This is a genomic window from Actinophytocola gossypii, assembly GCF_025165815.1.
Lineage (GTDB): Bacteria > Actinomycetota > Actinomycetes > Mycobacteriales > Pseudonocardiaceae > Actinophytocola > Actinophytocola gossypii.
This window is the reverse complement of record NZ_JAFFZE010000014.1, coordinates 503,839-518,051: the sequence shown is the minus strand read 5'-3', so window position 1 is coordinate 518,051 and position 14,213 is coordinate 503,839. Positions and strand designations below refer to the sequence as shown.

The 14,213-nt window shown below is 70.0% G+C and carries 12 protein-coding genes; 3 read left to right on the top strand and 9 right to left on the bottom strand.

Annotated features, from left to right (window positions below; all coding sequences use genetic code 11):
• From JT362_RS18820 to JT362_RS18805, 4 genes are all read right to left on the bottom strand, one after another.
• Window positions 1-1,264: activator-dependent family glycosyltransferase (locus JT362_RS18820; protein WP_260192621.1), on the bottom strand; the 1,264-nt coding region annotated here is incomplete at its 3' end.
• Between the two features lie 22 nt (window positions 1,265-1,286).
• Window positions 1,287-2,555, bottom strand: coding sequence for an activator-dependent family glycosyltransferase (locus JT362_RS18815; protein WP_260192620.1), 1,269 nt, complete (start codon window positions 2,553-2,555; stop codon window positions 1,287-1,289).
• A 5-nt stretch (window positions 2,556-2,560) separates the two neighbouring features.
• Complete coding sequence (locus tag JT362_RS18810) at window positions 2,561-3,883, bottom strand: activator-dependent family glycosyltransferase (protein WP_260192619.1); 1,323 nt, start codon at window positions 3,881-3,883, stop codon at window positions 2,561-2,563.
• 80 nt (window positions 3,884-3,963) lie between these two features.
• A complete protein-coding gene (locus tag JT362_RS18805; RefSeq protein WP_260192618.1) occupies window positions 3,964-4,728 on the bottom strand; it encodes a TetR/AcrR family transcriptional regulator in 765 nt (254 codons plus the stop codon).
• Window positions 4,729-4,824: 96 nt separating this feature from the next.
• Between JT362_RS18805 and JT362_RS18800 the strand changes: the two genes are divergently transcribed.
• Window positions 4,825-5,814 carry an ATP-binding cassette domain-containing protein gene (locus JT362_RS18800; protein ID WP_260192617.1) on the top strand — a complete coding sequence of 330 codons (990 nt, stop codon included), beginning with the start codon at window positions 4,825-4,827 and terminating at the stop codon, window positions 5,812-5,814.
• Window positions 5,811-6,623, top strand: coding sequence for an ABC transporter permease (locus tag JT362_RS18795; RefSeq protein ID WP_260192616.1), 813 nt, complete (start codon window positions 5,811-5,813; stop codon window positions 6,621-6,623). Before JT362_RS18800 ends, JT362_RS18795 begins: the two co-directional genes overlap by 4 nt.
• A gap of 126 nt (window positions 6,624-6,749) precedes the next feature.
• Here JT362_RS18795 and JT362_RS18790 read toward each other — a convergent pair whose 3' ends face one another.
• The 5 genes from JT362_RS18790 to JT362_RS18770 are packed head-to-tail and all read right to left on the bottom strand — an operon-like array spanning window position 6,750 to window position 12,816.
• Entirely contained in the window at window positions 6,750-7,946 is a 1,197-nt protein-coding gene (locus JT362_RS18790; RefSeq protein WP_260192615.1) for a class I SAM-dependent methyltransferase, read from the bottom strand.
• Between the two features lie 36 nt (window positions 7,947-7,982).
• On the bottom strand, window positions 7,983-9,434 hold the full coding sequence (locus JT362_RS18785; RefSeq protein ID WP_260192614.1) for an NDP-hexose 2,3-dehydratase family protein: 1,452 nt from the start codon (window positions 9,432-9,434) through the stop codon (window positions 7,983-7,985).
• 14 nt (window positions 9,435-9,448) lie between these two features.
• Window positions 9,449-10,558: a DegT/DnrJ/EryC1/StrS family aminotransferase gene (locus tag JT362_RS18780; RefSeq protein ID WP_260192613.1), complete on the bottom strand. Its 1,110-nt coding sequence runs from the start codon at window positions 10,556-10,558 to the stop codon at window positions 9,449-9,451.
• A 28-nt stretch (window positions 10,559-10,586) separates the two neighbouring features.
• Window positions 10,587-11,837 carry a cytochrome P450 family protein gene (locus tag JT362_RS18775; RefSeq protein ID WP_260192612.1) on the bottom strand — a complete coding sequence of 417 codons (1,251 nt, stop codon included), beginning with the start codon at window positions 11,835-11,837 and terminating at the stop codon, window positions 10,587-10,589.
• A gap of 4 nt (window positions 11,838-11,841) precedes the next feature.
• The gene (locus JT362_RS18770) at window positions 11,842-12,816 is read right to left on the bottom strand and encodes an aldo/keto reductase (RefSeq protein ID WP_260192611.1); all 975 of its coding nucleotides are present in this window, start codon (window positions 12,814-12,816) and stop codon (window positions 11,842-11,844) included.
• 181 nt (window positions 12,817-12,997) lie between these two features.
• On the opposite strand from JT362_RS18770, the gene JT362_RS18765 reads away from it, so the two are divergent.
• Complete coding sequence (locus tag JT362_RS18765) at window positions 12,998-14,212, top strand: FAD-dependent oxidoreductase (protein ID WP_311202729.1); 1,215 nt, start codon at window positions 12,998-13,000, stop codon at window positions 14,210-14,212.
• Window position 14,213: the final 1 nt, after the last annotated feature.

The following is a 14,213-nucleotide window of genomic DNA, read 5'->3' as shown; positions in this document are numbered from 1 at the left end:
GTTCGAGGGTGGTGGTGAGGTGGTTGGGGGTGGGGGTGGTGTGGATTTCTTGTTGGATGGTGGTGGCGTTGTGGTGGTAGGTGGGGTTGGTGAGGAGTTGGTGGAGGGCGTTTTTGAGGGTGGTGGGGGTGGTGTTGGTGGGGTCGAGGTGGATGCCGGCGCCTCTGGTGTGGAGGTGGGTGCCGAGGTCTTTTTCGTCCCACCAGGGTGCGGGGATGGTGAGGCTGGGGATGCCGTGGGTGAGGATGTTGCCGAGGGTGCCGAAGCCGCCGTGGTGGATGATGGCGGTGCAGGTGGGGGCGAGTTCGTTGAGGGGGACGAAGTCGACGGTGCGGATGTTGTGGGGGAGGGTGGTCACTGATGCGAGTTGTTCGGTGTTGAGGGTGGCGATGAGTTCGATGTCCAGTTCCGCCAACGACTCCAGCAGCTCTGGCATGGAGACGAAGTCACCGCCGAGGATCTCGCGGCCGGAGACGCCGAGGGACAGGCAGACGCGGGGGCGTTCGGGTTTCTCGTGGACCCAGTCGGGGATGGTGCTCGGACCGTTGAACGGTATCTGGCGGACCGGTAGGCGGGTCACGGTGAGGGGGAGCTGCATCCACTCGGGGGTGGGGTCGATGGTGACCTGGCCGGTCATCAGCTCGGCGGTCTGACCGGGGGCGAAGTCGCAGCCGGCGCGGGCCATCCGGCCGGCGAGCCAGTCGGACACCGGGTCGTCGCGCTGTTCCTCGGGGCGTTCGGCGAGCAGGGCGCGGAAGTTGTCGTACATCCGGGAGATGTAGTCGATGCCGAACAGCATGCGGGCGTGGGCGGCGCCGCAGGCCTTGGCGGCGATGGCGCCGGCGAAGGTGAGCGCGTCCCAGATGACCAGGTCGGGTTGCCAGCCGCGGGCGAACTCGACCAGGTCGTCGAGCATGTGCTGGTCGGTGACGTAGTCGTAGTCGGCGGAGCAGCCCATGGTGAAGGCGCCGAGCACGTAGTTCCAGGTGAGCTTCTCCGGTCTGGTCTCGGTCATGCCGGAGGTGAGGCTCTCCCAGGTGGCGCCGGTGCCGCGGGAGTCGGAGCCCTGTTCGGTCAGTGACCGCATCATGTTGAGCTCGTTGCCGACCGGGACCCCGGTGAGACCGGTGCGGTCGATGGTCTCCATCAGGTCGGGGTGGCTGGCCACGACCACGTCGTGTCCGGCCGCGCGCAGTGCCCAGAGCACCGGTACGAGGTTGTACAGGTGCGGCTTGGTCGCGAAGACCGTGGCGAGGACACGCATGGCGGCTCCGGTGGGTTCGAGCTCAGGGCGCTCGGGTCGCGACGAGCTGTTCGAGGGTGGTGGTGAGGTGGTTGGGGGTGGGGGTGGTGTGGATTTCTTGTTGGATGGTGGTGGCGTTGTGGTGGTAGGTGGGGTTGGTGAGGAGTTGGTGGAGGGCGTTTTTGAGGGTGGTGGGGGTGGTGTTGGTGGGGTCGAGGTGGATGCCGGCGCCTCTGGTGTGGAGGTGGGTGCCGAGGTCTTTTTCGTCCCACCAGGGTGCGGGGATGGTGAGGCTGGGGATGCCGTGGGTGAGGATGTTGCCGAGGGTGCCGAAGCCGCCGTGGTGGATGATGGCGGTGCAGGTGGGGGCGAGTTCGTTGAGGGGGACGAAGTCGACGGTGCGGACGTTGTCCGGCAGCGCGGACACCGAGGTCAGTTGCTCGGCGTTGAGCGTGGCGATCAGCTCGATGTCCAGTTCCGCCAACGACTCCAGCAACGCGGACACCGACACCTGGTCCCCGCCGAACAGGTCCCGGCCGGACATCCCGAGCGACAGGCACACCCTCGGCCGCTCCGGCGGCTCGTACACCCAGTCGGGCACCGTGGTCGGCCCGTTGAACGGCACGATCCGCACCGGCAGGTAGGGCAGGTCCAGCGGCACCCGCATCCACGCCGGCGTGGGGTCGATGCACCACTGACCGGTCATCAGCTCCAAGGCGTCGTCCGGGTCGAACGCGCACCCGTGGCGGGCGAGCCGGCCGGCCAGCCAGTCCGACACCGGGTCGTCGCGCTGGTCCGGCGGCTGCTCGGCGAGCAGTTCCACGTAGCGGGCGTACATCCGGGACACGTAGTCGATGCCGAACAGCATCCGCGCGTGCGCCGCGCCGCAGGCCCGCGCCGCGATCGGCCCGGCGAAGGTGAGCGCGTCCCAGATCACCAGGTCCGGCTCCCAGCCACGGGCGAACTCGACCAGGTCGTCCACCATGGACTGCGCGGCGAAGAACTCGTACTCCACCGGGCAGGCCACGGTGAACGCGCCGAGTACCGCCTCCCAGTCCAGGGTCGCCGGGTCCGCCGACATGCCGCCACCGTGCGCGCGGAAGGTCTGGCTGGTCGGGCCGTCCGAGGACTTCCCCATGCTCAGCTCGTCGCCGACCGGGACCGCGGTCAGACCGGCGGCGGTGATCGCGTCGGTGAGGTCGGGCTGGCTCGCCACCCGCACCTCGTGCCCGGCCGCCTGCAGCGCCCAGGCAACGGGCACCACGTTGTAGAGGTGGGTCTTCACCGCGATCACGGTGACCAGGACACGCATGCCGCTCACCCCGCGACCGGGGCTGGCCGGTGCCGTTCGGACAGCCGTTCCAGCCGGGGGACCAGCTGGTGCGGGCTCGGCGCCAGGTCGAGCTCCGCGCGCACCACCTCGGCGGTGTCCCGGTAGGACGGTTCGGTCAGCAGCCGGGACAGCTTGTCGCGCAACGTGTCCCGGCTCAGCTCGGCGTGGTCGAGCAGCAGACCGGCGCCCCGGTCCTCGAGCAGCCCGGCCAGCCGGGCCGCGTCCCACCACGGCGCCGGGATGACGATGTTGGGCACGCCGTGGGCGAGCACGTTCCCGGTGGTGCCGAAGCCGCCGTGGTGGATGATCGCCGAACAGCTCGGCAGCAGCTCGTTGAGCGGGATGAAGTCGACCGCGCGCACGTTGTCCGGCAGCGCGGACACCGACGCCAGCTGCTCGGCGTTGAGCGTCGCGATCAGCTCGATGTCGAAGTCGGCGAGCGCCTCCAGCAGGTCGGCCACGGTCACCAGGTCCCCGCTGGACACCTGGTCGCCGCCGAACAGCTCCCGGCCGGAGACGCCGAGCGACAGGCACACCCGTGGGCGGCTCGGCGGCTCGTGCACCCAGTCCGGCACGGTGCTCGGGCCGTTGAACGGGACGTAGCGCACCGGCTGGTACGGCAGGTCCAGGGGCAGCTGCATCCACGGCGGGGTGGGGTCGACGGTCCACTGGCCGGTCATCAGCTCCAGCGCCCGGTCGGGGTCGAATTCGTGGCCGTACCGGCCGAGGCGGCCGGTGAGCCAGTCGGACACCGGGTCGTCGCGCCGGTCCGCCGGCTGGGCGGCGAGCAGGTCGAGGTAGTCGCGGTACATGCGGTACACGTAGTCCTGACCGAACAGCACGCGGGCGTGCGCGGCGCCGCTCACGGTCGCGGCGATCCCGCCGGCGAAGGTGAGCGCGTCCCAGACCACCAGGTCGGGCCGCCAGCCGAGGGCGAACTCGACCAGGTCGTCGGTCATGGACTGGCCGGCCAGGTACTCGTACTCCATCGAGCAGCCGACGGTGAACACGCCGAGCACGTAGTTCCAGGTCAGCTTGGCCGGGTCCAGCTCGGCGAGCCCGGTCAGCCGCTGCCAGGGCGCGCCGCCGTCGTCGGCGTCCTCGTCGTCGCCGCCCTGGAACGCGCGCACCATGTGCAGCTCCTCGCCGACCGGGACGGCGGTGAGGCCGGTGGCCGCGATGGTCTCCGTGAGGTCCGGCTGGCTCGCCACGCACACCTCGTGCCCGGCGGCCCGCATGGCCCAGGCCAGCGGCACCAGGTTGTAGAAATGCGGTTTCGCGGCGAACACCGTGAACAGAACGCGCATGAATCGCTCCGTTGCATCGGGGCGGAATTCCGGAGAAATACAATTCGCAGCCTATCGGCCGCCGCGTTTTCCGCTAACCCCTACTCGCCCCTGTTCCGGCGGCGTTCGGCCACGTAGTCCTCGATGCCGGCCAGCATCTGGCGCAGGCCGAACTCGAGGTTGGGCACCACGTACGCGTCGGTGGGCTCCGGGACCCGCTCCGGGGCGGTGAAGGTGCCGGCGGCCAGCAGGGCGCTCAGCGTGGGGAACCGTTCGGCGTCGACGACCTTGGTCAGGGCCTGGTCGTAGGTCATGCCCCCGGCGTCGGCCGGCCCGGGCGCCGTGTCCACGGAGATCTTCGCCAGGCCCTGGGTGGCGCCGCTGACGAACAGGTTGACCGAGATCATCTCGTCGTGGCTGAGCCCGATGTCGGAGATCGAGTGCAGCAGGGCCTCGAACCAGGCCAGCTGGTTCGGCCCGATCGGGTTGCCCAGCCGCACCCGCAGCATCCAGGGATGTGCCTGGTAGCGGGCCCACAGCCCCTTGACCCAGCCCTCCACCCGGTCACGCCAGCCGGGTAGGCCGGCGAGGTCGGGCGGCTCGCCGGACGCGGTGTCCATCATCGCGTCGACCAGGTCGTCCTTGCTCGGCACGTACCGGTACAGCGACATCGCCGTGACGTCCAGCCGCTTGGCCACGCGCTGCATGGACACCCCGTCCAGGCCCTCGCCGTCGGCGATCTCGATCGCGGCGCGCACGATGCGCTCGGTGCTCAGGCCGGGCTTGGGACCCGGGCCGCTCCTCGGCCGCTCGTCGTCGCGCCACAGGAACTCCAGCCTGCGGGCCGTCTCGTCGTCCTGGCTCATCCCCACCACCACTCTGTTGACGTTCGCCGCGAACAGTGTATACCCTACACCCATCACTATAGGGCCTATACAGTTGACCCGGAGCGAGGGGAAACAATGACCGGTGAACTCGCGATCCAGATCAGGGATCTCAAGAAGAACTATGGGGATGTGGAGGTGCTCAAAGGGGTCGACCTGAATGTCGAGCGGGGTACGATGCTCGCCCTGCTCGGTCCGAACGGCGCCGGCAAGACCACGGTCGTCAAGATCCTCAGCACGCTGGCCGGCCCGTCCAGCGGGTCGGTCACCGTGAACGGCTACGACGTGGTGCGCCAGCGCGACGGCGTGCGCCGCTCGATCGGCCTGGTCAGCCAGTTCGTCGCGCTCGACTGGATGCACACCGGCCGGGAGAACCTCATCATGCTGGGCCGGCTGCACCACTTGAGCGTGGCCAACGCCAAGGTGCGCGCCCAGCAGCTGCTGGAGCAGTTCGACCTGGTCGAGGCCGGCGACAAGCAGGTGAAGGGCTACTCGGGCGGCATGAAGCGCCGCCTCGACCTGGCCGCGAGCCTGTTGGTCACGCCGCCGATCCTCTACCTGGACGAGCCGACCACCGGCCTCGACCCGCGCAGCCGGGCGACGATGTGGGCGGCCATCAAGCAGCTGCTCGCCGCCGGTACCACGATCCTGCTGACCACCCAGTACCTGGAGGAGGCCGACCAGCTCGCCGACAAGATCGCCGTCATCGACGGCGGGCGGATCATCGCCGAGGGCACCGCGGCCGAGCTCAAGCAGGGCGTCGGCAAGGAGCGCGTCGAGCTGGTCCTGGCCAGCGGCGGCGACTTCAACCGCGCCCGGCAGGTGATCGAGGGCGACGGCCTGCAGCACGACGAGGACACCCGCACCATCAGCCTCGTGGTCGACGGCGCCGCGCACGTCAAGCGCCTCCTCGACACCCTGGAGAACAAGGGCCTGGAGATCGAGTCCCTGTCCCTGACCAAGCCCACGCTCGACGACGTGTTCTTCGCCCTCACCCGACGCGGCAACGAGCCGACCAACCAGTCCACCGACGACAACCACGACGAAGAGGTAGGAGCCGCGCTGTGACCGCGACCCTCGGAGCCGACGGCATCGTGCTGCCGGAGAAGCGTTCCGCACTGTACTGGGCGGTGAGCGACACCCGCGTGCTCATCGGCCGCCACGTCCACCACCTGACCCGCAGTCCGGACCAGATCTTCACCGCGATCATGCTGCCGGCGGTCATGCTGCTGATGTTCCGCTTCATGTTCGGCGGCGCGATCGACGTCGGCGGCACCACCTACATCAACTACCTGATGGCGGGCATCCTGGTCATCAGCGTCACGATGATCTCGGTGTCGACCACCCTCGCGGTGCAGTCCGACATGCAGGAGGGCGTCGTCGACCGCTTCCGGGCGATCGCGATGCTCGACTCGGCGGTGATCACCGGGCACATCGTCGCCGCGGTCATCCGCGGGCTGATCGCGCTGACCGTGATGGTCGGACTCGGCTTCGCGGTCGGCTTCCGGCCGTCCGGCTCGATCGGCGACTGGCTGCTGACGCTGGGCATGCTGGTGCTGTTCGCGTTCTCGCTGGCCTGGGTCGCCGCCGTGCTCGGCCTGGTCGCCAAGTCGGTCGACGGTGCGAGCGGGCTGGGCCTGATCCTGATGTTCAGCCCCTACGCCAGCACCGCGTTCGTGCAGGCCGACACGCTCCCCGACGGCCTGCGCCAGTTCGTGGAGTACCAGCCGGTGACCCAGGTGGTCGACACCGTGCGCGCGCTGCTGCTCGACCAGCCGGTGGCGGCCAGCGGCTGGCCGGCGCTGATCTGGTGGGTGGCGATCCTCTGCGTCGCCTACCCGCTGGCGACCCGGCTGTACCGGAAGCGGTTCGTGTAACCCCGACGCTCCGGTCGCGAAGACGGCCGCGGTGGCTGAACTCCCCCAGTCACCGCGGCCGTTCCCTTTGTGCGCACACGAAAGGGCTCGGCCTCCCGGGAGGCCGAGCCCTCGGTGTCAATCGGACTAGACGATGTGGACGGTCGGCACGTAGAGGATCCAGCGGCCGCCCGCGGCACGGAAGGCGCGCTCCTTGGCCATGATCTCCTCGGCGTGGTTCCACGCGAACAGCAGCGCGTAGTCCGGGTACGGGTCGGCGAACGCGGCCGCCGGCCGGACCGGGATGTGCGAGCCGGGGGTGACCCTGCCCTGCTTGCCCGGGGTGGTGTCGCAGACGAACGGCACCAGGTCCGGGCCGAGGCCGCAGTAGTTGGCCACCGTCGAGCTCTTGGCGGTCGCGCCGTAGCCGGCGATCGTGTTCCCGGCGGCACGCAGGTCGCCCAGCAGCGCGACCAGGTCGGTGCGGATGCCCCGGACCTTGGCGGCGAAGTCCTCCAGCGTGGCCAGGTCGGCGAGGCCGCGGCCGGTCTCCTCGCGGACCAGCTCGGCCACCGCGGGCGACGGCACGCGGCGGCCCGCGTGAGCGATCGTGTAGCGGATCTGGCCGCCGTGCACCGGCAGCCGCTCGACGCCGACCAGCTCGAAGCCGAAGCGCTCGGCCATCGACCGGACGGACCGGGCGGTGAAGAAGAAGACGTGCTCGTCGTAGATCTGGTCGAACGCGGTCCGCTCGACGATCTCGCCGAGGTACGGGTCCTCGAACACGAGCACGCCGTCCGGCCCGAGCAGCACGTCCAGACCGGCGAACACGGCGGCCAGGTCGGCGACGCCGCAGATGGTGTTGGCCGCGTAGACCACGTCCGCCGGCCCGTTCTCCGCGCGGATGTCGGCGGCGGACGCGGCGTCGAAGAACGCCCGGTGCACCCGGACGCCGCCGGCCCCGGACGGCTCGACGGCGAGGTGGCGCACGCCTGCGTCGCCGCACGTCCGCAGCAGCACGCCGTCGTTGGCGCCGATCTCGACCACGAACGGGTCGGGGCCGGTCAGCTCGGTCTCCAGCAGGTCGTACGCGGTCTGTGTGAAGTGCTTGTGCATCACCGAGGAGCCGGCCGAGTGGTACGGGTAGCCCTGGTGGTGCGCGTGTTCCTGCGGCACGTCCTCGATCAGCTGCACCAGGGTGCAGGACGAACAGATGCCGACGGCGAGTCGGAAGAAGAACTCGCCGTCGGCCTCGCCGGGCAGGGGGAACGCTGAGGAAAGCGGTTGCCGCTCGAAGTCGAAGAACTCCTGGACGGCCTGGTCACATACCCGGCACCTTGTCATGGCTGCGGCTCGCTCCGTTGTCGTGGTTGGGAGGCATCATGCACCGGACAGACTGTGCAGGCAGGCCACCAGGCTGCGTGCCTCGACGTTGACGTAGTGGCTGTGGCGCAACAGGTCCACCATCTGGTGCAGGGGCATCCAGCGGAAGTCCGGGTGGTCGAACTGCGGGTCGGGAGCGACCTCGACGACCAGGTACCGGTTGCGGGCGTGGTAGAACCGCCCGCCCTCCTCGGACAGCGTGACGTCGTAGCGGACCTGCTCCGCGGTGGCGGACGTGACCACGTCGAGGAACCTCGGCCGGGACGCCGGCGGCAGGTCGTCGTAGTTGCCCGGCGCGCACTGCACGGTCGGGGCGAGCTCGGCGACGTCCTTGTAGCCCGGCTGGACCATGGCGCGGACCAGCGCGTGCAGCACGCCGCCGAACTGCGCCACGAGGAACGCCACCACGCCGGTCTCCAGCGGCCGGATCATCGGCTGGCTCCACTCGGCGACCTCCCGCCCGCCCGCGCGCACGTGCACGCCGATCAGCTCGAAGAACCGCCCGCTCTCGTGCGCGATGACGTCGTCGTCGCGGTACCAGCCGGGCAGGCCGCGCAGCGGAACGGTGGTGGTGTGCACCTCCTCGCGCGTGCGGACGTCGGTGAGCCAGTTGAGGATCTGGCTCGTCGGGTGCAGCGTCCCGCTCTGCTCGCTGTACGAGCGGATGAGCGAGGAGCGGAAGCTGTCGCCGGGGGAGAAGGCGGGGATGAGGTTCTTGCCGGCGAACGGCAGACAGGCGAGCACCGTCCTGGCGTCCATGTTCACGATGTCGTCGACGGCGAGCAGCTGGTGCAGCTGGCCCAGGGTGAGCCAGCAGAACCCGTCCAGCAGCTCGACGTCCTCGAACACCTCGACGACCATGTTGCGGTTGCGCTTCTGGTAGAACCACGAGCCCTGCTCGGACTGCCGCACGTCGGCGAGGACGTGGTGGCGGCCCTGGTCGCGGAAGTACTCCAGGTACGGCACCGACCGTCCGTTGTGGACACCGGTGTAGTTGCTCCGCGTCGCCTGCACGGTGGGGGACAGCTGCAGTCCGTTGCAGTTGCCCGGTTCCACCTTGGCCTGCATCAGGCAGTGCAGCACGCCGTGGAACTCCTTGACCAGGATGCCGAGGATGCCGACCTCCGGCTGGTCGATGATCGGCTGGTTCCAGTGCGGGACCGGGCCGTCCGGCACGCGGACGTCCAGGCCCTGCACGGTGTAGAACTTGCCGCTCCGGTGGCCGATGTTGCCGGTCTCCTGGTCGGTCCGCCAGCCGGTCATCGCGGCCAGCGGGACGCGCTCGACCTCGGTGAACGAGCGCTCCCGCAGCTCGGCGAACCAGGAGAAGACGGTGTCCAGCTCGGTGAGCGGGCTCTGCCGCGACAGCACCGACTCGGCGATCTGCACGGGTGTGTGTGCCTCGTCCCGCCCGTGCAGGGTCGGGAACGAGGTGCGGGGGACCGTCATGGAAGGCTCCTGACTCAGACGGTGCGCAGCACCTCGGTGAGGGCGCTGATCACCTTGTCCTGCACGTCGAGCGACAGGGACGCGTACATGGGCAGCGAGAAGATCTGGTTCGCGAGCTCCTCGGTCACCGGCAGCGAGCCGCGCGAGTAGCCGAGGTGCTCGAAGCCGGTCATCGTGTGCACCGGCCACGGGTAGCTGATGTTCAGGCTGATGTCGTAGGACTTGAGCGCCTCGATGATCCGGTCCCGCTCGGGGTGGCGGACGACGTAGACGTAGTACACGTGGTCGTTGCCCTCGGCGATCGACGGCAGCACCAGGTCGGTGTCCGCCAGGCCCTCGGCGTAGCGCCGCGCGACGGCCCGCCTGCGCTCCAGGTAGCCGTCCAGCCGGCGCAGCTTGCGCCGCAGGATCTCCGCCTGCACCTCGTCCAGCCGGCTGTTGTGGCCGGGGGTGCGGACCACGTAGTACCGCTCGGCCATGCCGTAGTAGCGCAGCTTCCTGAGGTTGTCGGCGACCTCGGCGTCCGAGGTGATGGTGGCGCCGCCGTCGCCGTACGCGCCGAGCACCTTGGTCGGGTAGAAGGAGAACGCGGCCGCGTCACCCATGCTGCCGGCGATCCGGCCGTGGTGGCGGGCGCCGTGGGACTGCGCGCAGTCCTCCAGGATCTTCAGGCCGTGCTCGGCGGCGAGCGCCTCCAGCGGGGCCATGTCGACGCACTGGCCGTACAGGTGCACCGGCAGCAGGCACTTGGTGCGCGGGGTGATGGCGGCGGCGACCTGCTCGACGTCCATCAGGTAGTCCTCGCGGCGCACGTCCACGAACACCGGGGTGGCCCCGGTGCCGTCGATCGCGACCACGGTCGGCGCCGCCGTGTTGGACACGGTGATCACCTCGTCGCCGGGGCCGACGCCGAGCGCCTGCAGGCCGAGCTTCAGCGCGTTGGTGCCGTTGTCCACGCCGACGCCGTGCGCGACGCCGTGGTACTCGGCGAACTCGGACTCGAAGCCCGACACGCTCGGGCCCATCACGAGCTTGCCCGAGCGGAAGACCTGGTCGACCGCGCCGAGGATGTCCTCGCGTTCGTCCTCGTACTCGGTCAGGTAATCCCACACTAACGTGGTCATGGAGCGCTCCATCCACCTCTGGTTCGATTTACTGGCTGGCGACCGGGCAGCGTGCGATGCCGCGCACCACCGGGGACCGCATGCGGCGCACGACATCCCCGTCGGTGCGCAGTTCCGGAACGGTGTCGGCGAGGACACGCAGGGCCGCGCCGGCGAGCAGCCGCGCGGGCGCGGCGACGAGACTCGTGGAAGATCCCTCCGGCAGGGCGAGGTGCCCGGCCGAGGAGGTCCTGGTGAGGTCGAACCGGTCCGGCTCGGCGAACACCGCCGGGTCCCGGTTCGCTGCGTCGACCAGCACGACGACCTGGTCGCCCCTGCCGACCGCCTGCCCGGCGACCTCGGCGTCCTCGGCGGCGATCCGGCTCTCCAGCCGTACCGGCGGGGCGAAGCGCAGCGCCTCCTCGACCGCGTCCGGCGCGCGATCCGGCTCGGCGCGCAGCAGTCGCCACTGGTCGGGGTGGTCGAGCAGCGCGAGCACGGCGTCGCAGATCAGGTTCGTGGTGACCTCGGTACCGGCGACCGCGGCGAGCAGGCCGACCGCGCGCGCGTCCTCGTCATGTCCGGCGTCGTGGCCGGCGAAGGTCTCGCGGATCGCGTCGTAGGCGGCGACGAGCCGGGTGGTCATCGCCAGGGTCGGCGGACACAGGGTCGCGTCCAAGGCGGGACCGGCGCCGGCGCACGCCGCGGCGTGGTCGTCGCGGGCACCGGCCGGCACGCCGGTCAGCTCGGCGAGCACGGACACCGTGGCCGGGCGGGCGAAGTCGGTCATCAGGTCGAACCGGCCGCCGGTGTTCGCCGAGGTGTTGGCCAGCGTCTTCGCCAGGGTCTCGGCGAACACCCGGGTCACCTCGTCGGCGTCCGGCGCGAGGATCCGCTCGGCGATCGGGCGGAGCCGGTCGTGCTCGGCGCGGTCCATCGCCAGCACCGCGTCGTCCACGGACAGCACGTGCTTGAGGCTGGTGCGCGAGTCGATGGTGAACACCCGCTTGCGCCGCTTGGCCGCGGCCTGGTCGCGCAGGCGCAGCCGGGGGTCGGCGAGGATCTGCCGGCCGGCGGCGTGGTCGACGGTCACCCAGACGTCGGTCTCGCTCTGCCGGATGACCGGCGCGCCGCGCAGCCCGGGGAACAGCCGGTGCGGGTCGATGCCCTGGGCACGCAGGATCAGCGCGTACGGGTCGCCCCGGTTGCCGCGCATCCACTGGATGCCCCGCGCGGCCAGCAGGTGCCGGGCGAGGTCGCTCTCGGTCACGGTCCTCGGGTCGATCTGGTGTCTGGTCATCGGGTCACCACGCCTGGGGGATCTGGCTCGTGAGGGGCGGGAACAGCCGGTCGAGCGCGACGCGCGTGCTGTCGTCCAGCTCCAGCTTCAGCGCGTGCACGGCGCAGTCGAGGTGCTCGGCCGTGCGCGGTCCGATCACCACGCCGTTGACCCCTGGCCGGTCGAGCAGCCATGCCTGGGCGAGTTCGGCCGGGTCGACACCGAGGTCGGCGCACAGGTCCTCGTAGGCGGCGACGTCCGCGCGCCTGGTCTCGATCGCGACCTGGGCGCGGCCCTGGGCGGTCTTGACCGCGGTACCGGCGGCGAGCTTGCGCAGCCCGCCGCCGAGCAAGCCGCCGTGCAGCGGTGAACAGGCGAACACCCCGATGCCGTAGGCGTTCGCGGCGGGGATCAGCTCCAGCTCGGGCTGGCGGCTGAGCAGGTTGTAGAGGCACTGCTCGGAGACCAGGCCGAGGAAACCGCGCTGGTTGGCCTTCTCCTGGCCGGCCGCGAGGCTCCACCCGGTGAAGTTGGACGAGCCGACGTAGCGGACCTTGCCCTGGTTGACCAACAGCTCCATCGCCTGCCACACCTCCTCCCAGGAGGCGTCCGGGTCGGCGTGGTGCATCTGGTAGAGGTCGATCCAGTCGGTCTTCAGCCGCCGCAGCGAGTCCTCGCACGCGGCGACGATGTGCCGGGCGGACAGGCCGCGGTCGTTGGGCCGGTCGCTCATCGAGTTGCAGACCTTGCTGCCGAGCACGACCTGCTCGCGCCGGCCGCCGCCCTTGGCGAACCAGTCGCCGATGATCTCCTCGGTGAGTCCTCGGTGGACCTGCCAGCCGTAGTGGTTGGCCGTGTCGAAGTAGTTGATCCCGTGGCCCAGCGCCGCGTCCATCAGCCCGTAGGCCTCGTCGACCGTCGTGCGGACGCCGAAGTTCAGCGTGCCGAGGCACAGCGGGCTCACTTTCAGCGCGGTCCGGCCGAGCCGTACGTAGTCCATCCCACACCTCTGGTCATCGGATTGGATCGGGGAATTGGGACGGACATCTGTTTACGTTCTCGGTCACCCCTACCGTCAACCCTTACCCGAATTGCCGGTACGACCGGGGTTCGTTAGGGGCTGTATCCGGCGATCCCCTGGGACACACTGCAGAAAAGCGTTCCGTGGCAACTCGAACCGCATGATGGAGAACGTGATGACCACAGCTTTGATTATCGGCGGCGGTGTCGCAGGGCCGACCAGTGCGATCGCTCTCCGGAAGGCCGGCATCAAATCCGTGGTTTACGAGGCCTACGACCGAACCGCCGACGGAATCGGCGCGAATCTGGTGTTGGCCGTGAACGGTTACCGCGCGCTGCTGGAGCTCGGTGTCGACCATCTGTCCGCCGGCTTCGACATTCCGCGCTACCGCTACCACCTGGGCAGCGGCCGGGTGCTGGCCCAGGTCCGCAACGGCCGGCCGCTGCCCGACGGCACCGTGGCCAGGGCCATCACCCGCTCCGACCTGTACGCGTCGCTGCGCGACGAGGCCATCGACCAGGGCATCCAGATCGAGTTCGGCAAGCGGCTGGTGGACACCGAGGTCACCGCGGACGGCGTGATCGCCTACTTCGCCGACGGCACTGAGGCCAGGGGCGACCTGCTGATCGGCGCCGACGGCGCCCACTCGGTGGTGCGCAGGGTGATCAACCAGGGCGAGGTGCCGATGCGCTTCAACCACATGGTGACCACCAGCGGCTACGCCCACGGCGTCGACGTGCCGAACGAGCCGGGCACCGAGTTCATGTACCTCGGCAAGCGCAGCTTCTTCTGCTACATCCCGTCCGACGACGGCACCATCTGGTGGTACGCCGCGCCGACCTGGCCGGACGAGCCGACCAGCGACGACCTCGCGGCGATCACCCCGCGGCAGTGGCGGGCCCGGCTGCGGGAGATGTTCACCGACGACAACAGCGCCGCCGTCGAGATCATCGACGCCACCGAGGAGATCACCCCGCCGCGGCCGATCTACGACCTGCCGACGGTGCCGGTGTGGCGCAACGAGCGCATGGTCATCATCGGCGACGCGTGCCACGCGGTCTCCCCGTCCGGTGGCCAGGGCGTCTCGATGTCCGTCGAGGACGCCGTCGAGCTCGGCCGGTGCCTGCGCGACATCCCGGACATCCCGACGGCGCTGGAGCGCTACGAGCGGATCCGCCGCGAGCGGGTGGAGAAGGTCGTGGAGTTCGGCAGCTCGTCCAGCCGGTCGATCGCGGTCCGCGGCCAGGTCAGGCGGATCGCGCGCGACGTGTTCCTGCCGATCGCGTTCAACCAGAAGGCGGCCGAGAAGGACCTGGAGAACATGAGCTGGCTCTACGACCACCGGATCGACTGGGACGAGCCGGTCACCGTCTGAA